Source organism: Paracoccus aminovorans, from assembly GCF_001546115.1.
In the GTDB taxonomy this organism is placed as follows: Bacteria; Pseudomonadota; Alphaproteobacteria; order Rhodobacterales; family Rhodobacteraceae; genus Paracoccus; species Paracoccus aminovorans_B.
The window spans coordinates 2096309-2119085 of record NZ_KQ955208.1 but is presented as its reverse complement, the minus strand read 5'-3'; the positions used below and the strand labels follow the sequence as shown (position 1 = coordinate 2119085).

General features: G+C 67.9%; 22 protein-coding genes. 8 read left to right on the top strand and 14 right to left on the bottom strand.

The genetic code is table 11. From position 1 onward, the window contains the following. Positions 1 to 14 precede the first annotated feature (14 nt). Positions 15 to 1022: an ABC transporter permease gene (locus tag ASV56_RS10855; protein WP_062561983.1), complete on the top strand. Its 1008-nt coding sequence runs from the start codon at positions 15 to 17 to the stop codon at positions 1020 to 1022. Beyond that, positions 1015 to 1986 (top strand): ABC transporter permease, encoded by a 972-nt coding sequence (locus ASV56_RS10850; RefSeq protein ID WP_062561982.1) that lies wholly within the window; start codon positions 1015 to 1017, stop codon positions 1984 to 1986. Before ASV56_RS10855 ends, ASV56_RS10850 begins: the two co-directional genes overlap by 8 nt. Positions 1987 to 2023: 37 nt before the next feature. Here ASV56_RS10850 and ASV56_RS10845 read toward each other — a convergent pair whose 3' ends face one another. Genes ASV56_RS10845 through ASV56_RS10835 form a run of 3 tightly spaced genes read right to left on the bottom strand, consistent with a single transcriptional unit; the run spans position 2024 to position 4168 of the window. Then, a complete protein-coding gene (locus tag ASV56_RS10845; protein ID WP_062561981.1) occupies positions 2024 to 2665 on the bottom strand; it encodes a thiamine diphosphokinase in 642 nt (213 codons plus the stop codon). Next, positions 2662 to 2874 carry a DUF2842 domain-containing protein gene (locus ASV56_RS10840; RefSeq protein WP_062561980.1) on the bottom strand — a complete coding sequence of 71 codons (213 nt, stop codon included), beginning with the start codon at positions 2872 to 2874 and terminating at the stop codon, positions 2662 to 2664. Before ASV56_RS10840 ends, ASV56_RS10845 begins: the two co-directional genes overlap by 4 nt. Before the next feature lies 1 nt (position 2875). After that, positions 2876 to 4168 carry an adenylosuccinate synthase gene (locus ASV56_RS10835; RefSeq protein ID WP_062561979.1) on the bottom strand — a complete coding sequence of 431 codons (1293 nt, stop codon included), beginning with the start codon at positions 4166 to 4168 and terminating at the stop codon, positions 2876 to 2878. A gap of 194 nt (positions 4169 to 4362) precedes the next feature. On the opposite strand from ASV56_RS10835, the gene ASV56_RS10830 reads away from it, so the two are divergent. The 3 genes from ASV56_RS10830 (at position 4363) to ASV56_RS10820 (ending at position 6406) form a co-directional block, all read left to right on the top strand. After that, on the top strand, positions 4363 to 5178 hold the full coding sequence (locus tag ASV56_RS10830; RefSeq protein ID WP_062561978.1) for a cyclase family protein: 816 nt from the start codon (positions 4363 to 4365) through the stop codon (positions 5176 to 5178). Next, entirely contained in the window at positions 5178 to 5576 is a 399-nt protein-coding gene (locus ASV56_RS10825; protein ID WP_062561977.1) for a carboxymuconolactone decarboxylase family protein, read from the top strand. Before ASV56_RS10830 ends, ASV56_RS10825 begins: the two co-directional genes overlap by 1 nt. Positions 5577 to 6187: 611 nt before the next feature. Beyond that, positions 6188 to 6406, top strand: coding sequence for a hypothetical protein (locus ASV56_RS10820; protein WP_062561976.1), 219 nt, complete (start codon positions 6188 to 6190; stop codon positions 6404 to 6406). A 330-nt stretch (positions 6407 to 6736) separates the two neighbouring features. Here the strand turns inward: ASV56_RS10820 and ASV56_RS10815 are convergent, their stop codons facing one another. The 4 genes from ASV56_RS10815 to recA form a co-directional block, all read right to left on the bottom strand. After that, complete coding sequence (locus ASV56_RS10815; RefSeq protein ID WP_062561975.1) at positions 6737 to 7531, bottom strand: class II glutamine amidotransferase; 795 nt, start codon at positions 7529 to 7531, stop codon at positions 6737 to 6739. 67 nt (positions 7532 to 7598) lie between these two features. Continuing rightward, positions 7599 to 7889: a DUF1330 domain-containing protein gene (locus tag ASV56_RS10810; RefSeq protein ID WP_062561974.1), complete on the bottom strand. Its 291-nt coding sequence runs from the start codon at positions 7887 to 7889 to the stop codon at positions 7599 to 7601. Continuing rightward, entirely contained in the window at positions 7886 to 10543 is a 2658-nt protein-coding gene (alaS, locus tag ASV56_RS10805; protein WP_062561973.1) for an alanine--tRNA ligase, read from the bottom strand. The genes ASV56_RS10810 and alaS overlap by 4 nt, the downstream gene beginning before the upstream one ends. Before the next feature lie 234 nt (positions 10544 to 10777). Then, positions 10778 to 11848 (bottom strand): recombinase RecA, encoded by a 1071-nt coding sequence (gene recA, locus ASV56_RS10800; protein ID WP_026155163.1) that lies wholly within the window; start codon positions 11846 to 11848, stop codon positions 10778 to 10780. Positions 11849 to 12078: 230 nt separating this feature from the next. On the opposite strand from recA, the gene ASV56_RS10795 reads away from it, so the two are divergent. Then, positions 12079 to 12663: a sulfotransferase family 2 domain-containing protein gene (locus ASV56_RS10795; protein WP_062561972.1), complete on the top strand. Its 585-nt coding sequence runs from the start codon at positions 12079 to 12081 to the stop codon at positions 12661 to 12663. Between the two features lie 10 nt (positions 12664 to 12673). Here the strand turns inward: ASV56_RS10795 and ASV56_RS10790 are convergent, their stop codons facing one another. The 5 genes from ASV56_RS10790 to ASV56_RS10770 all read right to left on the bottom strand — a co-directional run bounded on the left by ASV56_RS10790 (position 12674) and on the right by ASV56_RS10770 (position 17806). Next, on the bottom strand, positions 12674 to 14710 hold the full coding sequence (locus ASV56_RS10790; protein ID WP_062561971.1) for an ATP-binding protein: 2037 nt from the start codon (positions 14708 to 14710) through the stop codon (positions 12674 to 12676). A gap of 58 nt (positions 14711 to 14768) precedes the next feature. Then, positions 14769 to 15920 (bottom strand): RsmB/NOP family class I SAM-dependent RNA methyltransferase, encoded by a 1152-nt coding sequence (locus tag ASV56_RS10785; protein WP_062561970.1) that lies wholly within the window; start codon positions 15918 to 15920, stop codon positions 14769 to 14771. Between the two features lie 64 nt (positions 15921 to 15984). Beyond that, positions 15985 to 16824, bottom strand: coding sequence for a lysozyme family protein (locus ASV56_RS10780; protein ID WP_062561969.1), 840 nt, complete (start codon positions 16822 to 16824; stop codon positions 15985 to 15987). Positions 16825 to 17092: 268 nt separating this feature from the next. Further along, positions 17093 to 17497: a site-specific integrase gene (locus tag ASV56_RS10775; RefSeq protein ID WP_156429125.1), complete on the bottom strand. Its 405-nt coding sequence runs from the start codon at positions 17495 to 17497 to the stop codon at positions 17093 to 17095. A 72-nt stretch (positions 17498 to 17569) separates the two neighbouring features. Continuing rightward, positions 17570 to 17806, bottom strand: coding sequence for a site-specific integrase (locus tag ASV56_RS10770; protein ID WP_062561967.1), 237 nt, complete (start codon positions 17804 to 17806; stop codon positions 17570 to 17572). An 89-nt stretch (positions 17807 to 17895) separates the two neighbouring features. Here ASV56_RS10770 and ASV56_RS10765 point away from each other — a divergent pair, with 89 nt between their 5' ends. After that, complete coding sequence (locus ASV56_RS10765; RefSeq protein ID WP_253879954.1) at positions 17896 to 18174, top strand: signal transduction histidine kinase; 279 nt, start codon at positions 17896 to 17898, stop codon at positions 18172 to 18174. 169 nt (positions 18175 to 18343) lie between these two features. On the opposite strand, the gene guaB is transcribed toward ASV56_RS10765, so the two are convergent. Beyond that, the gene (gene guaB / locus ASV56_RS10760) at positions 18344 to 19792 is read right to left on the bottom strand and encodes an IMP dehydrogenase (protein ID WP_062561965.1); all 1449 of its coding nucleotides are present in this window, start codon (positions 19790 to 19792) and stop codon (positions 18344 to 18346) included. A gap of 279 nt (positions 19793 to 20071) precedes the next feature. Here guaB and ASV56_RS10755 point away from each other — a divergent pair, with 279 nt between their 5' ends. Then, positions 20072 to 21211 carry an OmpP1/FadL family transporter gene (locus ASV56_RS10755; protein WP_062561964.1) on the top strand — a complete coding sequence of 380 codons (1140 nt, stop codon included), beginning with the start codon at positions 20072 to 20074 and terminating at the stop codon, positions 21209 to 21211. A gap of 162 nt (positions 21212 to 21373) precedes the next feature. Here the strand turns inward: ASV56_RS10755 and murD are convergent, their stop codons facing one another. Then, positions 21374 to 22774 (bottom strand): UDP-N-acetylmuramoyl-L-alanine--D-glutamate ligase, encoded by a 1401-nt coding sequence (gene murD / locus ASV56_RS10750; protein WP_062561963.1) that lies wholly within the window; start codon positions 22772 to 22774, stop codon positions 21374 to 21376. Positions 22775 to 22777 lie beyond the last annotated feature (3 nt).

Sequence of the window (22777 nt, the reverse complement as noted above, 5' to 3'; positions counted from 1 at the left end):
ACCGGGGGATCGCCATGCTGAACTTTGCCCTGCGCCGGCTGATGCTGGCGATCCCGACGCTGCTGTTCATCTCGCTGGTGATCTTTTTGCTGCTGGAAGCCTCGCCCGGCGACCCCTTGGGCGACGTGCCGCTGACCGTGCCGCCCGAGGTCAAGGAGCGCATGCGCGAGGCGTTGGGACTGGGGCAGGCCTGGTATATCCGCTACGCCTTGTGGCTGAAGCAGTTCTTCTGGGTCGAGCCGCTTTACTGGTTCGACCGCGCCTTCGGCACGGATTTCAGCGCCGGCATGCAGCGCATCATCAGCTTCCAGAGCCGCAGCCCGGTCTTCGACGTCATCGCGCAGCGGCTGCCGCAGACGCTGACGGTGGTCGGGCTGTCCTATCTGCTGGGGGTGATGATCGCTGTCCCGATCGGCATCGTCTCGGCCTACAGGCAATATTCCTGGTTCGACCAGATCGGCACCTTCGTCTCGATGGTGGGGTTTTCGCTGCCGACCTTCTTTACCGGGGTGGTGCTGATCATCGTCTTCGGCATCAAGCTGCAATGGTTTCCGTCGATCTATGACACCACCTTGCGGGTGACGGATTGGGACAGTTTCCTGGCTCAGGTGCGGCAGATGGTGATGCCGGTCACGGTGCTGGCACTGTATAACGCAGCGCAGATAAGCCGCTTCATGCGCGCCTCCATGCTGGACAATCTGCGGCAGGATTACGTGCGCACCGCCCGCGCCAAGGGCTTGAGCGAGCGGGTGGTGGTGCTGAAGCATGTGCTGAGGAACTCGCTGATCCCGGTGGTGACGGTGATCGCGCTGGGGCTGCCGGCGGTCTTCGGCGGCGCCATCATCACCGAGCAGGTGTTCAAGGTGAACGGGCTGGGGCAGCTGCTGATCCTGGCGATCAATGCCAATGACATTCCGATGGTGATGACGCTGACCTTCATCTTCGCGGCGCTGATCGTGGTCTTCACCCTGGTCGCCGACCTGCTCTATGGCGTTCTGGACCCGAGGATCCGCTATGACTGACCCGAAGCTGGTCGAGGAAGCCGCCGCGCCCGCCGCCGTCCCCGGGGCTGAGGCGCTGCCCCCCGACGCCCCGGTCGAGGGCGCGCCGATGCGCAGCCAGGGACGCGACGTCTGGCGCCAGTTCCGCAGCCACCGCGGCGCCATGCTGGCGCTGGTGATCTTCGCGGCCATCGTGCTGTTCGTAAGCCTGGGACCGGTATTGTGGCGGATCGACCCGACCTTCGTCGATTACCGCGCCCGGAACCAGGGCTTCACGCTGGCCCATCCCTTCGGCACCGACCAGCTGGGCCGCGACCTGCTGGCGCGGATGATGGCGGGCGGCCAGGTCTCGATCGCGGTCGGGCTGGTGGCCATGGCGATCGCGCTGAGTCTCGGCAGCCTGGTCGGGGTGCTGTCGGGCTATTTCCGCCGGCTCGACGCGCCCTTGATGCGGCTGACCGAGCTGTTCCTGGCCTTGCCGCTGCTGCCGCTGCTTCTGCTGATGGTGACCCTGTTCCGCGAGCCTTTGGGCAAGGCGCTGGGGCCGGCGGGCGGCACCTTCCTGCTGATCGTCTGTGCCATCGGCGCGACCTCGTGGATGCAGACCGCGCGCATCGTGCGCGGCGACGTGCTGGGGCTGAAGGAGCGCGAGTTCATCCTGGCGGCGAAATCCATCGGCACGCCGGCGCCACGTATGATCCTGCGCCATGTGCTGCCGAACGTCGTCTCGCCCATCATGGTGGCGGCGACGCTGGGCATCGCCACCGCGATCATCACCGAAAGCGCGCTGAGCTTCCTGGGGTTGGGATTCCCGCCGGATTTCCCGACCTGGGGCCGGCTTCTGTTCGACGCGGTGGACCAGATGCAGATGTATCCCTGGCGCGTCATCCTGCCGGGGGCCTTCATCTCGCTGACGGTGCTGTCGGTGAACTATATCGGCGACGGCTTGCGCGACGCCATGGACCCGCGGATCCGCGGGCGCTGACGGCGCGGGTGCATGGGTATTTGGGGAGCAAAGAAGCCTAGAGCGCCGCGGCCAGGCGCGGCAGTTCCGTGCGCGGCAGGATCAGCAGCATCGGGCCGTCGAGCTGGAGCGTGACCGGGCCGGTGGCGCGGTTCGAGGTGCCGATGCGGCCCTGCGGGGCGAAGCCCAGGCCGTCGATGGGCCAGTGCAGCCCGGTGGAGCGGCCGGTCGCCGGGCCCATGGGGAAAAGCGACAGCCGGGTGCCGGGCGCCAGGTCGAGGCTGATTTTCGGCGGCGCCAGGGTGATCGCGTCATCGCCGGCGATCAGGATCATGGGCGGGCCGATGCGGCGGGCCAGCGTCGAGAGCGTGGCCAGGAAATGGTCGTGCCGGGCGCCGGAAAAGCCGATGCCGATCACCAAGGGGGCGCGGATGCGGGTCAGGCATTTCTCGAAATCGGTGCTCTCCTGTTCGGCGATGCGGTGCAGATTCCCGGCCGGGATCACCTGCCGGGCGCGGTCCGAGATCGAGTCGAAATCGCCCCAGACCGCCCGCGGCACCAGGCCGAAGCCCAGCGCGGTATCGGCGCCGCGGTCGGCGGCGGCGACGGTCGGGGCCAGCGCCAACGCCGCGTCGAGGTCGGCGCGGCTGACCGGCGCGCCGCCGATCAGCGTGACCGCCCGGGGGCTGTCGAGAATCATTCTTCCTTGCCGATGCCGCTGAAGATGCGGCGGAACGGCAGCGCCCAGAGGATGCCCAGGGCGACATAGACCAGCACCTCGACGAGGATCGGCTGCCGGCCCCAGGCCCGGTCCATCCAGTTCACCAGCGTCACGGCCACCACGATGTAAAGCGGCAGGCCGATCAGCAGGATCAGCAGGGACCAGCGTTTGCGGGCTTTCAGGTCCATCTCAATCCGCGAAGGGATCGGTGACGAGGATGGTGTCGTCGCGCTCGGGCGAGGTCGAGAGCAGCGCCACCGGGCACTGGATCAGCTCCTCGATGCGGCGGACGTATTTGATCGCCTCGGCCGGCAGGTCGGCCCAGCTGCGCGCGCCTTGCGTCGATTGTTGCCAGCCGGGCATCTCTTCGTAGACCGGGCGCACCTTGTCCTGCAGCGCGGCGGCGGTCGGCAGGTGGTCGAAATGCTGGCCGTCGATCTCGTAGCCCGTGCAGATCTTCAGCGTCTCGAACCCGTCGAGCACGTCGAGCTTGGTCAGCGCGATGCCGTTCACGCCGGAGATCGCGCAGGTCTGGCGCACCAGCACGGCGTCGAACCAGCCGCAGCGGCGCTTGCGGCCGGTGACGGTGCCGAATTCGTGGCCGCGCTCGCCCAGGCGCTGGCCGTCGGCGTCGTCAAGCTCGGTCGGGAACGGGCCCGAGCCGACGCGGGTGGTATAGGCCTTGACGATGCCCAGGACGAAGCCGATGGCCGAGGGGCCCATGCCGGTGCCGGTCGCGGCCATGCCCGACATGGTGGTCGAGGAGGTCACATAGGGATAGGTGCCGAAGTCGATGTCGAGCAGCGAGCCCTGCGCGCCCTCGAACAGGATGCGTTTGCCGGCGCGGCGATAGTCGTTCATCACCTTCCAGGCCGGCTGGGCGAATTGCAGCAGCTTCGGCGCGATCTCCAAGAGCTTCGCGCGCAGCTCGGCGCGGTCGATGGGCGTGGCGCCCAGGCCCTGGCGTAGCGCGTCGTGATGCGCCAGCAGGCGGTCGAGGCGCGAATCCAGCGTTTCCTCGTCGCCGAGGTCGGCAACGCGGATGGTGCGGCGGCCGACCTTGTCCTCATAGGCCGGGCCGATGCCGCGGCCGGTGGTGCCGATCTTGCTGGCGCCCGCGGCTTCCTCGCGCAGCTGGTCCAGGTCCTGGTGCAGCGGCAGGATCAGCGGGGTGTTTTCCGCGATCATCAGGTTGTCCGGGCCGATCTCGACGCCCTGGGCGGTCAGCTTGTCGATCTCGGCGAACAGCGCCCAAGGATCCAGCACCACGCCATTGCCGATCACCGCCATCTTGCCCTTGCGCACGATGCCCGAGGGCAGGAGCGACAGCTTGTAGACCGTGTTCCCGATGACCAGCGTATGGCCGGCGTTGTGGCCACCCTGGAAGCGCGCGATCACATCGGCGCGTTCCGACAGCCAGTCGACGATCTTGCCCTTGCCTTCGTCGCCCCATTGCGCGCCGACGACCACCACATTGGCCATATTGGTTCCCTTCCGCGGTCATGAATGCCGCGGGATGTATAATGGCCCCGGCCGCGCGGGGAAAGCGCATTCCGTCCTGAGGCCGGTTTGCGCAATGCGCCCGGCCCGGCGCGGAAATCTTTGGCCTCGACGCGCGAGACGTGGGAGCATCGCATCGACCGGGGCAGTCCCGGCGCCATTCGGAGAGACGGACCATGTGCAATGCCTGCGTGATCGAAAGCGTCAAACACGCCATGATGAGCCGGCGCAGCCTGTTCGCCGGCCTGGCGGCCAGCGGCGCGGCCGCCATCGCCGCCGGGCCGCTCAGCGCCCAGCCGGCACTGGCCCAGGCCAGCGGCAAGGTGCTGGACCTGACCTATGTCTTCGACGAGCGGTTCCCGACCTTCGACGGCGTGCCGGGCATCGCCTATGAAGAGGCGGTGAACTTCGACAAGTCGGGCTATCAGCTGTGGAAGATCACCTTCTTCGAACATTCCGGCACCCATATCGACGCGCCGCTACATTTCTCGAAAGACGGCATCTCGGTGGCGGAGCTGGCGCCGGAAAACCTGATCTGCCCGCTTTGCGTCATCGACATCACCGCCAAGGCCAGAGAGGATGCCAATGCCGCGCTCGAGGCCGAGGATGTCGAGGCCTGGATCAGCCAGCACGGCGAGATCCCGAAAGGCGCCTGCGTGGCGATGAACTCGGGCTGGGGCGCCAAGGTGGCGACGCCGGAGTTTCGCAACACGCCGGACGGCAAGTTCGCCTTTCCGGGCTTCGGCCAATCGGCCACCGACCTTCTGGCCAGCCTGGACGTGGCCGCCATCGCCAGCGACACGCTGTCGCTCGACCCCGGCAGTTCGGCGGATTTCGCGGTGCACAATTCATGGCTGCCGGGCGGGCGCTATGGCATCGAGAACCTGGCCCAGGTCGACCAGCTTCCGGCGACCGGCGCCACCATCTTCGTCGGCGCGCCCAAGCACGCGCGCGGCACCGGCGGCCCGGCCCGCGTCATGGCGGTGCTGTGATGGCGACGGTTCCCCTGCTGACCGACGAAGAGGCGCCCGCGGAATCGCGGGCCGTCTTCGACGCCATCCGCGCCGCGCGCGGCACCGATTACGTCAACAACTTCTGGCGCGCGCTGGCGCATGACCCGGCCGCGCTGCGCACCACCTGGGAACGGGTCCAGGCCGTCATGGCGCCCGGCGCGCTGGATCCGCTGGTCAAGGAGCTGATCTATGTCGCCGTCTCGAGCGCAAACGGCTGCGGCTATTGCGTGCATTCGCACAGCGCCGCCGCCCGCGCCAAGGGCATGACGCCCGAGATGCATTCCGAACTGCTGGCCGTGATCGCCATGGCCAGCCAGACCAACGCGCTTGCCACCGCCCTGCAGGTGCCGACCGACCCGCTTTTCCTGGAGGATTGAGCGGCCCCGGCCATCGGCCCGCGCCGGCCGTGCCCGGATGCATGGCCCGCCCCGCCAGAGGGCGACGGTCACGCCCCGGGGGACCGCGCATAAGAGGGCGATGCAGCGCGGGCCGCTGGCCAAGAAAACCGGGGCGAACGACGCTCTCCGCCCCGGCGTCAAGTCGCGAAATGCGCCGTCGATCCGGCCATCGCCCGCGCATGAGAGCGGCTCGGCAAGCATGCGGATCTGCTGGGTCCCGCCATGTCCGGCGCCAAGCCCGTGACGGTGCTGGGCGGCGGCATGATCGGCGGGGCGTAGATGGGCGCTCCGAACGGCTCGAACCGGGCGCAGACCAATGCGGGCAAGCTCGTGACCTTCGTTTCAGGCCGGGGCGGATTCCGGCTGTGCGAAGCCCATCCCGGTGCGCCTAGGCCAGCATGGCGCCGAACAACGCGGGTCGGCGTCGGTCCCTGCGGGGTGCGCGCGGATGGCAGATTGCTCGGCGTAGCACCATTTCCGGTCTCAACCGCAACGCAGCCTTGCAAAACTGGACATGGTCACGGGTTCGCGGCACCGCTATCTGTCGCCGCAGGGGAGGAAACCATTCGCCAAGACCGAAAGGGTTTCCCATGGCTATCACGACCGACTTCCACGCGCCCCGCCTGCCGGCGCTGTTCGACCGCCTGCTGGCCGCGTTCCGCAGGGGCGGCGAGGCCGATTTCGCCCGGCTGTCGCGCCGTGCCGAGATCGAGGCGCTGCAAGCGAAATCCGACGCGCAATTGGCCGAGCTGGGCCTGACCCGCGACCGGATCGTGCATCACGTCTTTGCCGACCGGATCTGGTTCTGATCCGACCCGCCGGGATCGGCCAAGCCGCGCCCCTGCCCTGCGGGCCGGAGCGGTGGGTGCCCCCGGCACCGGACTCCCGGATAACAGGGTCTGACCGCGCCCCTGCCTTGCGGGTTGGAGCGGTCGGCGCCGGAAGCCCTTGATTACGGGGCCGGCCCGGCGTCCCTGCTCTTGCGGGCCCGGGCGATGAGCCGCATTCTGGCGCATCCGACGCCGCGGTGCTGGAACGACGAGCGCCGCTTCCTGCGCTGGCCAGGCGCCGCGGGGGGCACCGGCCGCTTGCGCGCGCCGGGTTGGAGTATTTGAAAAACGGTGAAACACCCGCCTTCGTCAGGCGGCGGCGCTGATCGGGTTGGGCAGGAAAGGCGTGATCGCCACCTGCTCGCCCTGGAAGACGCAGAAGCTTTTCTGCGGGATTTCCTGCCATTCGGCCTCGTCGCTTTCCAAGGGTTCGGACACCACGGCGCGGCCGTTGCGGCTGTCCGACCAGCGGTGATAGAGCGTCGGCGCCTGGTCGTCGCTGGCATAGCGCAGCGCATAGAGCCGCTCGCCGTCCGAGAACGCCGCCGTCAGCCGCACATGCGGCGCGTCGCCGCGCTGGCGGGCCACGGCCTCGAATTTCGCGGTGGCGCGGGCCATGGCGCCGGCCGGATCGCTGTCGAGCCTCTCGCCCAGGGCCATCAGGAACAGCACCTCGCTGTCGGTGGCGCCCTTGCGATGCGGATAGAATTCGTCGGGGATCAGCGCCTCGGCATGGCGGCGATAGCCGTCATAGCCGCCGAACTGGCCGTTGTGCATGAAGCTCCAGCGGCCGACGACGAAGGGATGGCAATTGTTGCGGCTGGTCGCGGTGCCGGTCGAGGCGCGGACATGCGCCAGGAACAGATGCGATTTCAGCGTCGCGGTCAGGCTTTTCAGGTTGCTGTCCGACCAGGCCGGCATGATGTCGCGATAGAGGCCGGGCTCGGGCCGGTCGCCATACCAGGCCAAGCCGAAACCGTCGGCATTGACCGGCGTATGGCAGCGCATGGCGCCGTGGCTTTGCCGCACCAGCGAATGACCGGGACGGCAGATGACATCCTCGAGATAGATCGGACTGCCGACATAGGCTGCCCAGCGACACATTCCCTGCCCCCGTTTCCGTGCTTTTCCAAGGCCTAGCACGGAAATCCTAACGAATCACCAAAAACCGTCAGGCGGGATTTTCCTCGACGATCACAAGCTCGCGCTCGGCGGCATTTCGGGCATGGTCCAGCGCCGCTTGGTATTCCGCCGACTGGTAGCAGGCCACCGCGGCCTCGACGCTGGGAAAGCGGGCGACGACATTGCGCGCGCGCTCGGTCCCCTCCAGCTGCACGAAGCGCGAGCCGCGGGCCAGGAAGACCCCGCCATGCGCGGCGATGGCCGGGCCGGCCAGCCGGGCATATTCGCCATAGGCTTCGGGGTCGGTGACGGTCACATGGGCAATCCAAAGCGCGGTCATGCTTTCTCTCCGATCAGGGCTTCCACGGCGATAATGGCCTGGTCTGCGGCCGCGAGGCTGGGGGCGCCGCCCTGCGCGCGGTCGGGGCGCCCGCCGCCGCCCTTGCCGCCCAGGGCGACGGTCGCCGCCTGCACCAACTCGACCGCGCTGAGCCGGCCGGTCAGGTCCGGGGTGACGCCGGCGGCGACGGTGGCCTTGCCATCCGCCTCGGCCAGCACCACCACGGCGCCCGAGCCCAACCGCGCCTTCATCTCATCGACCAGCGGGCCGAGTTCCTTGCCGGAAACGCCATCGACACGGCGGGCGATCAGCTTGATGCCGTTGATGTCCTTGGGTTTATCCTCGGCGCCCCCGCCCATGGCGAGCTGGCGCTTGAGCTGCGCGACCTCATTGGCCAGGGTCTTGCGTTCCTCGGCCAGCGCGCGGACCTTGTTCACTACATCGCCCGATTGCGCCTTGAGGATGCCGGCGATTTCGGAAAGCTCGGCGTCCACGCGGCGCAATTCGTCCATCGCGGCCTGGCCGGTCAGCGCCTCGATCCGGCGGATGCCGGCGGCCGAGGCGGTCTCGCTGGTCAGGGCGAACATGCCGATGTCGCCGGTGCGCCCGACATGGGTGCCGCCGCACAATTCCAGCGAATAGGTCTGGCCGCCGGTGCCCTTGCCCGAGCCCGCCAGCTCGCCCATGGAGACCACACGCACCTCGTCGCCGTATTTCTCGCCGAACAGCGCCTGGGCGCCCAGGGCGCGGGCATCGTCGGGGGTCATGATCCGGGTTTCGACCGGGCTGTTCTGACGAATGAAGTCGTTCACCTCGCGTTCGACCTGGGCGATCTCGTCGGCGGTCAGCGCCTTGCCGTGGCTGAAGTCGAAGCGCAGCCGGTCGGGCGCGTTCAGGCTGCCGCGCTGCGCGACATGCTCGCCCAAGGCGCGGCGCAGCGCCTCGTGCAGCAGATGCGTGGCCGAGTGATTGGCGCGGATGGCCGAGCGCCGGTCGTGCTCGACCGACAGCTGCGCGCCCTGGCCGCGGCCGATGGCGCCCAGCGTCACCTCGGCGACATGGATGAAGACGCCATTGGCCTTTTTCGTATCGGTGACACGGGCGGCGCCGGTCTCGGTCTTGATCAGCCCGGTGTCGCCGACCTGGCCGCCGGATTCGCCATAGAAGGGCGTCTGGTTGACGACGATCTGCACCTGCTGGCCCTCGCCCGCCTGCTCGACCGCGGCGCCGTCCTGCACCAGGGCCAGGATCTGGCCCTCGCTGATTTCGGTGTCATAGCCCAGGAACTCGGTGGCGCCATGCTCTTCGGCAATGTCGAACCAGATCGCGGCGTCCTTGGTCTCGCCCGAGCCGGCCCAAGCGGCGCGCGCCTTGGCCTTCTGCTCGGCCATGGCGGCATCGAAGCCGGCGGTATCGACGCTGCGGCCCTTTTCGCGCAGCGCGTCCTGGGTCAGGTCCAGCGGAAAGCCATAGGTGTCGTAAAGCTTGAAGGCCGCCTCGCCCGGCAGATTCGCGCCCTCGGGCAGGCGCGACAGCTCGTCGTCGAGCAGGCGCAAGCCGCGATCCAGCGTCTGCTTGAAGCGCGTCTCCTCGAGCCGCAGCGTCTCCTCGATCAGCGCCTGGGCACGGCCGAGTTCGGGATAGGCGGTGCCCATCTGGCGCACCAGCGCCGGCACCAGGCGGTGCATGACCGGATCCTTGGCGCCCAGCATATGCGCGTGGCGCATGGCGCGGCGCATGATCCGGCGCAGCACATAGCCGCGACCCTCGTTCGAGGGCATCACGCCGTCCGCGATCAGGAAGCTGGTCGAGCGCAGGTGGTCGGCGATGACACGGTGATGCACCTTGCCGGGGCCGTCCGGGTCGGCGCTGGTCGCATGGGCGCTGGCCTCGATCAGGCTGCGCATCAGATCGGTGTCATAGTTGTCGTGCTTGCCCTGCAGCAGCGCGCCGATCCGCTCCAGCCCCATGCCGGTGTCGATCGACTGCATGTCGAGTGCGCGCATCGAGCCGTCCTCGAACTGCTCGTTCTGCATGAAGACGAGGTTCCAGATCTCGATGAAACGGTCGCCATCCTCATCGGCCGAGCCGGGCGGACCGCCCCAGATCTGGTCGCCGTGGTCGTAGAAGATCTCGGTGCAGGGGCCGCAGGGGCCGGTCGGGCCCATGCGCCAGAAATTGTCGTCGGTCGGGATGCGGATGATGCGGTCGTCGCTGAGGCCCGCGACCTTCTTCCAGATGGTCGCGGCCTCGTCGTCGGTGTGATAGACGGTGACCAGCAGCTTGTCCTTCGGGATGCCGAAATCCTTGGTCAGCAATTCCCAGGCAAAGGGGATGGCGTCCGACTTGAAATAGTCGCCGAAGCTGAAATTCCCCAGCATTTCGAAGAAGGTATGGTGCCGCGCGGTATAGCCGACATTGTCGAGGTCGTTGTGCTTGCCGCCGGCGCGCACGCATTTCTGCGCCGTGGTCGCGCGATTGTAGTCGCGGGTCTCGACCCCGGTGAACAGGTTCTTGAACTGCACCATGCCCGAGTTGGTGAACATCAGGGTGGGGTCGTTTCTCGGCACCAGCGGACTCGACTCGACGATCCGGTGGCCGTTGCGTTCGAAGAAGTTCAGGAAAGTCGAACGGATGTCATTCAAGCTGGGCATGGCAGGCCTTCATCGCAATGCGGTTCCCCCGGCCAGGGCCGGTTTGCCGCCCGGTCTAGCCCCAGCCATGGCGGCTGTCCAGCAATCCCGCATGGGCAGACGCGGCTTCTTTCTTGGAGAAATATCCTGGGGGACGCCTCCCGCGCCCCATCGAGGGGCACGGGAGGCGTGGGGGCAAAGCCCCCGGGGAAGAGCGGCCATGCCGCGCATCCCGTCGGGCCTGTCAGCCCGGGTTCACTCCTCGGTCAGCGAGTCGTCCGCTTCGTCGGTCGCACCGAAATCCAGGCCGTGGCTGGCGCGGATCTTGTCCTCGATGGCATAGGCCGCCTCGGGATTGTCGCGCAGGTATTGCTTGGCATTCTCGCGACCCTGGCCGATGCGCTCGTCGCCATAGGAATACCAGCTGCCCGATTTCTCGACCACCCCGGCCTTGATGCCCAGGTCGATCAGCTCGCCAACTTTCGAGATGCCCTCGCCATACATGATGTCGAATTCGACCTGGCGGAAGGGCGGCGCGACCTTGTTCTTGACCACCTTGACGCGGGTGGCGTTGCCCACCACCTCATCGCGGTCCTTGATCGAGCCGGTGCGGCGGATGTCGAGCCGCACCGAGGCATAGAATTTCAGCGCATTGCCGCCGGTCGTGGTCTCGGGGTTGCCGAACATCACGCCGATCTTCATGCGGATCTGGTTGATGAAGATCACCATGCAGTTGCTGCGCCCGATGCTGGCGGTCAGCTTGCGCATGGCCTGGCTCATCAGCCGGGCCTGGCTGCCCATCTGCATGTCGCCCATGTCGCCCTCGATCTCGGACTTGGGCGTCAGCGCCGCGACCGAGTCGACCACCACCAGGTTCACCGCGCCCGAACGCACCAGCGTATCGACGATCTCCAGCGCCTGCTCGCCGGTATCGGGCTGGCTGATCAGGAGCTCATCCAGGTTCACGCCCAGCTTCTTGGCATATTGCGGATCCAGCGCGTGTTCCGCGTCGACAAAGGCGCAGACGCCGCCCTTCTTCTGCTCTTCGGCGACCACATGCAGCGTCAGCGTGGTCTTGCCCGAGCTTTCGGGGCCGAAGATCTCGATGATACGGCCCTTGGGCAACCCGCCGATACCCAGCGCGATATCGAGCCCCAGCGAGCCGGTCGAGGTCGCCTCGATCTCGGCCACCGGATTGTCGGCGCCCAGCTTCATGATCGAGCCCTTGCCGAACTGCCGTTCGATCTGGGCCAGCGCGCTGTCTAGAGCCTTCTGCTTGTCTGCCGATCGCTTGTCGTTCATGTCGAAAAGTGTTGCCCCTGCCATGCCGTCCTCATGCTTATTTCACACCCCGACCGCCGGGGCAATCGATGCCCGCCCGTGATTTGTTCACGAGTTGTTCCTATTTGTGCCCGTCCGGGCGAAAAAGCAAGTCCTGCGTGACGAATCAGCCCTGCCGATCCCCAGCCTGCGCCGGAAAGATTAAGAAACGGTTTACACGCGCCGGACGAAGCACTATCCCGCCGCTGTTCCGCCCCTGGCTGAAAGATGTGGACATGCTGATCTTCTGGGAACGCCGCCTGGTGTTTCTCGCGACGCCGAAGGCCGGCTCGACCGCGATCGAAACCGCGCTCGAGCCGCTGGCCAGCCTCGCCGTCCGCCGACCCGCCGAGCTGAAGCACACCGACCTTGGCCATTACCGCAGCCATATCGCGCCCTGGCTGCATTCGGTCACCGGCGATCACTTCACCACCATCGCGCTGATGCGCGAGCCGCTGGACTGGCTGCGCAGCTGGTATCGCTTTCGCCTGCGCGACGACAGCGAGGACGCGGAACATGCGATGACCGGCCTGGATTTCGCCGATTTCGCCCGCGCCTATGTCGATCCGCAGGGCGCCGCCGTGGCGCGCATCGGCAACCAGGCGGATTTCCTGACCGCGGGCCAGGACCGGGTCGACCGGATCTTTCGCTACGAGGACATCGAGAGCTTCACCCATTTCCTCGAGGACAGCCTCGACTGCGCCATCAGCCTGCCGCGCGTCAACGTGCCGCCGGCCGTCGACGTCAGCCTGAGCCCCGGGCACGAGGCCGAGCTGCGCCGGCTGATGCAGCGCGATTTCCAGCTTTACCAGTCGCTGTAGACAGTCGCGCTCAATGCGCCGCCTCCAGCTGGCGCGTGACCAGCGCGGTCAGGTCGGACAGCGAGAACGGCTTGGCCAGGAAGGCCGCGTCCGGCACCGGGCTGCCCTCCGAGAAGATGTCCTCGGCATAGCCCGACATGAAGATCACCCTGGTGTCGGGCCGGTCGCGCAGCGCGGTCCTGACCCAGGACGGCCCGTCCATGCCCGGCATCACCACGTCGGTCACGAAGACATCGACCAGCAGCCGCTGGTCGGAAAGCAGCGACAGTGCATCCTCGGCGCAGGCGGCTTCCAGTACGTTGAAACCCTGCAGCTTCAGGGCGCGGCTGGCAAAGGCACGGACCGGGGCCTCGTCCTCGACCAGCAGCACCGTGGCCTCGACCTCGCGCCGGGTCCGGATCGGCGCGGCGGGCTCGGGCGCCGGCTCATCGACGGCGCCACGGTCATGCGCCGGGAAGAACAGCGAGAAGCAGCTGCCTTCGCCCGGCGTGCTGTCGCAGAAGATATAGCCGCCGGTCTGCTTGACGATACCATAGGCGGTCGAGAGGCCAAGCCCCGTGCCCTCGCCCAGGCGCTTGGTGGTGAAGAAGGGCTCGAAGATCTTGGCCAGGTCGTCCGGCGCGATGCCGCAGCCCTGGTCGCGCACCTGCACCCGCACGTAATCCCCCGCCGGCAACGTCGCCCGACCGACACCCGACGGGCTGTCCAGCCGGACATTGTCGGTGCTGACGGTGATGTCGCCGCCCTCGGGCATGGCGTCGCGGGCGTTCACCACCAGGTTCATGATGACCTGTTCCAGCTGCCGGCGGTCGGCGCGGATCATGCGCAGCGAGGGATCGTGGTCGAAGGTCAGCACGATCCGCTCGCCCACCAGCCGGTTCAAGAGATGCGTCAGGTCAGAAAGCGTGTCGCGCAGGTCCATGATCTGCGGCTTGAGCGTCTGCTTGCGCGAGAACGCCAGCAGCTGCCGCACCAGCGCCGCCGCGCGATTGGCGTTCTGGCTGATCTGGTCCAGATCGGCGTAATCCGGGTCGGCCTTGTCGTGGCGCAGCATCAACAGGTCGCAATGGCCGGTGATCGCTGTCAGCAGGTTGTTGAAGTCATGCGCGATTCCGCCGGCAAGCTGGCCGATGGCCTGCATCTTCTGGCTTTGCACGAACTGCGCCTCGAGCGTCTTCAGCGCGCTGGCGTCCGACAGCACCGCCGTGGCGTGATCGCCCCGGCCGCGCGCCACCGTGACCTGGACGAAACGCTCGGGACCCTCGGCCTTGACATGCAGCACCTCGGAGCCGCCAAGCGTACGGCCGGCGCAGATGTCGCCGACCCAGTCGCCCAGCTCGCGGCCCAACCCGTCCAGCAGCGCGGCCAGCCCCTGCCCGGCGATGTCGCTGCCCAGCAGCTGGCAGGCGGCGGCATTGGCGCGCAGGATCCGGGCCGAGGGGTCCAGCATCAGCAGTGCCACCGGCAGCAGGTCGAAATCGTCATCCGTCGCGCGGGGCGGCTCGGCCGGGATCAGCGCCGCCGGCTCGGGCTCTGTCGCCAGCCACAGCTGCACCAGCCCGCCCGCCTCGCGCGCGATGGCGAAATGGCCGAACTCGCCCAGGTCGCTGCACCCGCGCCCGCTGCGGGCCAGGCCGATGCCCAGGGCGTGCCATTGCGCCTGCGGATCGGCGTGCCGGCGGCGCAGCAGATCGGTGACGGGGCGGCCGACCAGATCGCCCAGGCGGTCCAGCGCCAGCGCGTTCTGCGCCAGGATCAGCCCCTGCGGATCGACGGCAAGGGCGGGCAGGTCATGGGCCAGCACGGCCGGCATGGCCCGCGCCAGTTCGCGCCGCACCGCCAGCCCGCGATGCAGGTGCCGGGCCGAGATCGCGCCGCCCAGCAGGTACCAGGCCAGCGCCGCCGCCCCCGCCGCCAGCAGCGTGGTGCCGCCCGGCGCCGGTCCGTTCGTCAGCGCCAGCCACAGCGCCCCGGCCAAGACCGGCAGCACCAGGAAAGGCACCAGGATCTGCGCCGAGCGCAGGATCTCTGCCCGTTCGGAAATCATCAGCCGCCTCGCCACCAGTCGTTTCCGCTCGGAGTAGCGCATGCGGGTTAACAGGCGGTTAACACCGGCACATCAGCGCCAGGAAAAATCCGTCCGAGGCCGTCAGCGGCGAATACCGCCGTTGCTCGAGCAGGCTGAACTCGGCGTTGCGGGACAGGAAAGCCCCGGCCTGACCCGCATTTTCGCCGTCAAGCAGCGAACAGGTCATATAGGCCAGGTGCCCGCCCGGCGCGACGAATTCCGCGGCCTGGTCCAGGATCTGCGCCTGGGTCTGCTGCAGGCGCATAAGGTCGGCGGCGGTCAGGCGCCATTTCGCATCGGGCGTGCGCCGCCAGGTGCCGCTGCCGGAACAGGGCACGTCCGCAACGACCAGGTCGAACCGGCCCGAGACGCCGCCCGGCGCGGCCAGCCGGATACGCAGGCCCGCGCGCTCGGCCCGGGCCGGCAGGTCGGCCATCCGGCCGGGGTCGATGTCATGCGCCACGACCGGCCCCGCGCCGCGCGCGGCCAGGGCCAGCGCCTTGCCGCCGCCGCCGGCGCAAAGGTCGAGCAGGCTGCCCTGCGCCGGCAGCAGCGCGCAGGCGAGCTGCGGCGACAGATCCTGCAACTCGACCAGCCCGTCGCGATAGGCGGCCGAGCCGGAAAGCCGGCGTGCGCCCTCGGTCACGCGCAGGGCCGAGGCAAGCGCGGCATGCGGCGCCACGGCGATGCCGTCGCGGGCCAAGGCGGCCACGGCAGCCTCGGGGGTGGCGCGGCGCAGGTTGACGCGCAGCCAGACCGGGGCGCGGTCGCGCAGGGCCAGCGCCACCGGCTCGGCCGCGTCGCCCAGCGACTGCTGCCACAGCGGCAGCAGCCAGTCGGGCAGGTCCAGCCGCTCGCCCAAGCCGGCCGGCGTTCCGGCAGCGTGCTCGGCCAGCGACAGCGGCGGAGGCGCGTGGCCCTCGCCGGTAAAGATCGTGGCCGGGTCGATGCCCTCGTCGCGGCACAGGCCCAGCATCAGCCCGCGCCCGGTCATCGCCCCGCCCAGCGCCGCGCGCGAGCGCAGGCGGCGCAGGCTGTCGAAGACCAGGTCGCGCACCGCGGCGCGGTCGCCCGAGCCGGCGAAGCGGCTGGCGCGGGACCAGCGCAACAGCGCCGGCTCGGCCGGATCGCCCGCCAGGATACGGTCGAGGATCTCGATGGCCGCGGCGATGCGGGCGGCTGGGGTCATGTGGCCTGCGCCCCCGGCGCGGATGGGAAGGACAAGCGGCAGAAAGGCCGCTGCGGCGCATTTGTCAATCCCAGCCGGGCGGCGGCTCGGGCGGATCGGGCCCGGCGGCCGCCTCCGGGTCCTGCCCGCCCGCGCCCCCGGCCAGCGGCCCGCGCGATGCCAGAAGCAGCGGCCCCCGCGCCCGGGTCAGCGTGGCGCCGCGTCCCTGACCGATGGCGGCGAGCGAGCCGGGCGTGCCGGTGACGCCGGTGCCCAGAGGCGCGCCCAGCAGCATTACCCTTTCGCGCACCTGCTTGCGCTGCCCCGAGGTGATCGCGGCGAAGCTGTTGTAGGTCTCGGGCCCGTCGGTCAGGCCCTGGAAGCCGCGCTCGCGCAGCATCTGCCGCAGCGTGTCGAAGCGCGCCAGATATTTCTGGGCATGGACCTGGGTGCGGGAATGAAAGGCCCCCGCCGCCGCGCGCCAGTCCCCGGTCTCGGTGTAGAGCCCGCGCACGAAACGCGCCGCATAGCGGGCATTCTCCAGCGGGTCGAACATCTGCGCGACCGAGGAAAAATTCTCGCCATGCCAGCGGAAATTCAGCTGGAAGCAGCCGATGTCGATATTGGTGCGGCCCTGCGCCACGCGATCCTCGGCAAAGGCCACGGCGCTGGCGGGGTCGTCGAACCAGGTGCCCTCGCCCTCGGCATTGGCGCTCCAGGCCCAGGGACGCACGAGACCGTCCAGCCGCCGCCCGGTCTCGGTCAGGGTCAGCGCGCCCATGATGTCCACCGGCACGCCATATTCCTGCGCCGCCTGCTCGGCCGCCCATTCGCAGACATCGGCCGAGGGCAGCGCCATGCCGTGCCCCGGTCCGAGGGCCAGCGCGCCGAGCGCCAGAAGGAAAAGGAAAGCCCGGAAAAGCATGAAAGGCCGCGAAGGTGGTTCCCTCGCGACCTTTACGGCAGTCCGGTTAAGATCGGGTTAGCGGCCTTCAGCCCAAGCGGGCTTTCGCGGGTGATCTGCACGTCGTGGATATGAGCTTCGTTTACGCTCATAGTTTTGATACGATGGTGTTTTTTTGAATCGCATCAGTTCCATCAGTTGCCTGACCCTTGCATCAGCGCTGCATCAGCCAACTGATGCAAGGGCCAGGCCCCTGCTTGTCAGGCATAATGCCGCTGCATGGGACCGGTCAGTCTGCTTGCAAGGTTGCCGACCGCATCACGATCTCTGGCCACCACTCCGCCTCCGGCGCCTGCCCCACATCCAGGACCGGCTGAAGCTGCCTGCGCTTGTAGATCTCGGTTGTAGGCGAGCCTCTGGCGAACAGGCGATCCCGTTCCGACATGGTGATCGAGGTATGACCCATCACCGCCGAGATGGCAAAATCCGGCACGCGCCCGGCGAGGAAATCGCCGAAGGTATGCCGGATCGAATAGCAGTTCGCGCCGGTCTGTCCTTTTGCCAGACCATCGTCGACGCCCGCACGGACGACAAGCCGGTGGATCATCTGGGTCCAGTTGCACGAATCCTCGGCCAGGCGCGCGCCCCCTGCTCGCGGAAGATATCCACCCATGCTGCGCCAGCAGCCGATCAAGCACGGCCTTCATAGACCCGCTGATTGGAACGATGGGCTTGCGCTTATTCGACTGAAGCTATCTTCATTTCATCAGGTTGATGACGCCAGATCGGAATGGATATATGCGCCCTCGATGCCGCACAGGACACCGACGCGGGCACCAGTGCCCAGCGCCAGGATCAGGAGGTCGCGCATATGTTCGCGTTCTGCCGCATCGATCAGCGCCGCAATCTCGTTAAATGACAGATAGCGGCCTTTTTTGGAGCGATCCGCAGGCGCGGTCAGCCCGGTAATCTGCGGCAGCGGTGCGATATCGGTGAGGCCCATCTTTTGGGCAGCGAACAGAACTCGATCACCGGACGGACAATATCGGCGATGCCGGCAGCCCGATACCTTGTCATCGTCATGGTGTGAGCGTGGACAGTCCCGATCTTTCTGTGGGCCGGGTCAAGGCCCGCACCGAGGAGGGCGGGCATGATGTCCCCGAGGACAAGATCCGCGCCCGCTACGAGCGCAGTCGGCCCCTTGTCCGGGAAGCCGTGCTGCGGGCTGATCGCGGCATGGTCTTCGACAATTCGCGGCTGAACACACCGCAGCAGCAGATGCTTGTCTTTGCCAATGGCCGGCTTATCAAGACGTCACCGATCCTGCGCCAGTGGATCCTGACGGCCTACGCCGCCGACCTTGTGATCTGACCCAGGGCGATCATTCATGATGCCGCCGAGGCTGCATCAGTAAATCGGCAACCCTATCGATTCAGCATCAGTTTGCATCAGCAAACCGCGCTGATATCGAGGTAAGTCGCTGATTTCCGGTGCCCGAACATCAGCCGGGCACCAACCGAAAAACCAGATAACCCGTTGATTATCCAAGACGATAGTTCGGGCTTTCGCGGGTAATCTGCACGTCGTGGACATGGCTTTCCTTCAGCCCCGCCCCGGTGATGCGCACGAATTCGCAGCCGCCGCGCATTTCGGCCACCGTGGCATTGCCGGTATAGCCCATGGCGGCGCGCAGGCCGCCGACCAGCTGGTGGATCACCGCGGCGGCCGAGCCCTTGTAGGGCACCTGGCCCTCGATCCCCTCCGGGACCAGCTTGTCCGAGGCCGCATCCTTCTGGAAATAGCGGTCGGCCGAACCGCGCGCCATGGCGCCCAAGCTGCCCATGCCGCGATAGGATTTGAACGAACGGCCCTGATACAGGATCACCTCGCCCGGGCTTTCGTCGGTGCCGGCAATGGCGGAACCCACCATGGCGCAGCTGGCCCCCGCCGCGATGGCCTTGGCGAAATCGCCCGAGAACTTGATGCCGCCATCGGCGATGACCGGCACGTCGCCGGCGCCGCGCACCGCATCCATGATCGCGGTCAGCTGCGGCACGCCCACGCCCGCGACGATGCGGGTGGTGCAGATCGAGCCCGGACCGATGCCGACCTTGATCGCATCGGCGCCGGCATCGACCAGCGCGCGCGCCGCCTCGGCGGTGGCGACGTTGCCGGCGACCACCTGCACCTCGTTGGAATGCGCCTTGATGCGGGCGACGGCCTTGGCCACGCCTTCGGAATGGCCATGCGCGGTGTCGATGACCACCAGGTCCACCCCGGCCTCGATCAGCGCCAGGCTGCGCTCATAGCCCTCCTCGCCGACGGTCGAGGCGGCGGCGACGCGCAGCCGGCCCAGCTCGTCCTTGCAGGCCAGCGGGTTCAGCACGGCCTTCTCGGTGTCCTTCAGCGTCAGGAGGCCGGTCAGCCGGCCCGAGGAATTCGTGACCAGGAGTTTCTCGATGCGGCGCGCCTTCATCAGGCTGATCGCCTCGGCCCGGTCGGCGGGCTCGCGCAGGATGGCGAGGTTGTCGCCGGTCATCACCGCCTTGACCGGCATGTCGTCGCTGGCGGCGAAGCGCATGTCGCGGTTGGTGATGATGCCGACCACCCGGCCCTCGGCATCGACGACCGGGAAGCCGGTGACGTTATAGCGTTCCTGCAGCGCGCGGGCGTCGGCGATGGTCTGGTCCGGGGTCAGCGTGATGGGATCGTAGACGATGCCGGATTCGAAGCGCTTGACCCGGCGCACCTCGTCGGCCTGCTGTTCGGCGGTCAGGTTGCGGTGGATCACGCCGATGCCGCCGGCCTGGGCCATGGCGATGGCCATGCGGCTTTCGGTGACGGTATCCATGGCCGAGGACAGCAGCGGGATGTTCATGCGGATCCGCTGGGTGACATGGGTGGTCACGTCGGCGGTCGAGGGCATCACCGAGGAGGCCGCAGGAACCAGAAGAACATCGTCGAAGGTCAAAGCCTCACGAATCTGCATGGGAGCATCCTGTCACGGGGTTCGTTTGGCAGTTTCCCATTTCACGGGCCGGCCGGAATGTCCAGAGCATCGCACGCCCCGGCCGCCGGTTTCGGCCGGATCGGGCCGTCGCCGGCGCCGTCATCGTCGTTGCCACCATCGTTGCCGCCGCGCCACGCCAGAGGCGCCGCCTGCGTCGGAACGCCGCGTCATGGGGGTCAGCCGATTGACGCAACCGGCGCGCGTGTCGCAGGCTGAACCCAGCGGTTCTGCAAGGGCCGGTTCAAGGGGAGGAATTTCATGAATAGGATCGTCACCGGCATCGGCGCCCTGCTGGCCAGCGCCGCGCCCGTCCTTGCCGGCGGGATCGAGCGTGCGCCGCAATCGCTGGCACCGCTGTTCGAGAACGGTAACTATGCCGAGCTGAGCTTCGGCGGCGTCAATCCCAGCGTGAAGGGCACGGATGTCGCCGGCTTCGCCACCGGCGACGTCGCGCAGGGCTACGGCTTCTTTGGCCTGGCCTACAAGCACCAGTTCACGCCGAACCTGTCCGGCGCCATCATCGTCGAGCAGCCCTTCGGCGCCGACATCCTGTATCCGGGCGCGAATTCCCCGGTCCTGGGCGGCACCGCGGTCGAGGTCAACTCGACCACCTATACCGCCCTGCTGCGCTACAAGTTCGACAACAACTTCTCGGTGCACGGCGGGTTGCGCGGCTCGCATGCCGACGGAAAGCTCAGCCTGCGCGGGCTTGGATACAACGGTCCGCCCCCGGCCGGGGTCTCGGGCTACGACCTGGATATCGACGGCGCGTGGGGCATCGGCTGGGTCGCGGGCATTGCCTATGAGATGCCCGAGATCGCGGCGCGGGTCTCCTTGACCTATAATTCGCCCATCGAGCATGATTTCGGAATGAAGGAAACCTTCACGATCCCCGGCGTCGGCACGGTTCCGGTCGGCAACGACAGCTACGAGGTCAAGACCCCGCGCAGTTGGACACTAGAGGGTCAAACCGGCATCGCGGCCGATACCCTGCTGTTCGGCTCGATCCGCTGGGTGAAATGGTCGGAGTTCAGGGTCGACAACTTTGTGTTCCCGACGATCACCGGCGCCGAACTGGTCGAGGTCGAGGACACCACCACCTATACGCTGGGCGTCGGCCGCAAGTTCACCGACAACTGGTCGGGCTCGGTCTCGTTCCTCTATGAGCCGAGCGAGGGCGACACGGTCTCGCCCCTGGCGCCGGTGAACGGCCGCAAGGCGGTGACGGTGGCGGCGATCTATACGATGGACAACATCAAGATCACCACCGGCATCAACTATACCAAGCTGGGCGATGCGACCCTGGGCGTCGGTCCCAGCGGCGCCAAGCGCGAGGTTGCCAACATGGACGACAGCGAGGTCTGGGGGATTGGCGTGCGGATCGGCTATTCCTTCTGATCCCTGCCGGCATGATGCAGAAGGCCCCGGTTGCCCCCGGGGCCTTTTCATTGGCCCGGCCGCTGGGCGTGGCCAGCTGGGATTCGAGTATTTGGGAAACGGTGAAATCGCCTGCTTTCTCTGTTTTCCAAATACCCCTGCGGCCGTGCCGCGGGCGCGATCTCAGCCCTGCAGGGCCTTGACCAGGGCGGTGAAATGCTCGCCGCGCTTTTCGAAATTCGGGTATTGGTCGAAGCTGGCCGCCGCCGGAGCGAGCAGCACGGTGTCGCCGGGCTGCGCCTCGGCCGCGGCGCGGGCCACGGCCTGGTCCATGGTCTCCAGCACCTCATGCGGGGTCTGGCCCAGTTGCAGCGCGAAATCGCGTGCGGAATGGCCGATCAGATAGGCCTTGACCACGTGGCCGAGGCAGGGTTGCAGCGCCTCGATGCCGCCGTCCTTGCCCATGCCGCCGGCGATCCAGCGGATGTTGCGGAAAGCCGCCAGCGCCTTGGCGGCGGCGTCGACATTGGTGGCCTTGCTGTCGTTCACCCAGGCCACGCCGTCGATCTCGGCCACGCGCTGGCTGCGGTGCGGCAGGCCTTGGAAGCTGTGGAAGGCGCGCTCGATCTCGCGCGGGGCGAGCCCCAGGGCGCGGGTCGCGGCATAGGCGGCGCAGGCGTTCTGGTGGTTGTGTTCGCCCGGCAGGCCCGTGACCGCGCGCAGGTCGATCGCGGCGACCTGGCGGCCCTTGCGCCATTCGGCGAGATAGCCCTTGCGGGCGAAGACCGACCAGCCGAAGCGTTCCAGCTTTTGTCCCGAGGAGATGCGGATCACCCGGTCGTCCGAGGGCGCCATGGCGAGTTGGTCGGCGAGGTAGCGGCCCTCGATCTCATCGACGCCGATCACGGCGCGGTCGGGGCCGCCCTCGGCGAAAAGCCGGCGCTTGGCGGCGAAATAGCCGCCGGGGCCGCCGTGACGGTCAAGGTGGTCGGGCGAGAGGTTGGTGAAGACCGCGATGTCGGGGGTCAGCGCCCGGGCCAGGTCGGTCTGATAGCTGGAGAGCTCCAGCACCACCACCTCGCCGTCATGGGCGGGGTCGAGCGACAGGACTCCGGTGCCGATATTGCCGCCGATCTGGGTCGGGCGGCCGGCCTCGCGCAGGATGTGGTGGATCAGCGCCGTGGTGGTGGATTTGCCGTTCGAGCCGGTGATGGCGATGACGCGCGGCGTGATGTCGTAGCCTTCCCAGTCGCTTGTGGCGAAGCTGCGGAAGAACAGGCCGATGTCGTTGTCGACCGGCACGCCGAGCGCGTAAGCCATGGCGATGACCGGGTGCGGCTTGGGATAGAGATGCGGGATGCCGGGGCTGGTGATCAGCGCGCTGACGCCGTCCCAATTCGCCTCGCGCGTCAGGTCGAGCACGCTCATGCCGTCGGCGGCCGCCTGGTCGCGGGTGTCGGCGCCGTCGTCCCAGACGACGACATGGGCGCCGCCCTCGGTCAGGGCGGCGGCGGTGGCGCGGCCCGAGCGGCCGAGGCCGAGCACGGCGATGGTCTGGTTCTGGACGCCTTGGACGGGGATCATGGT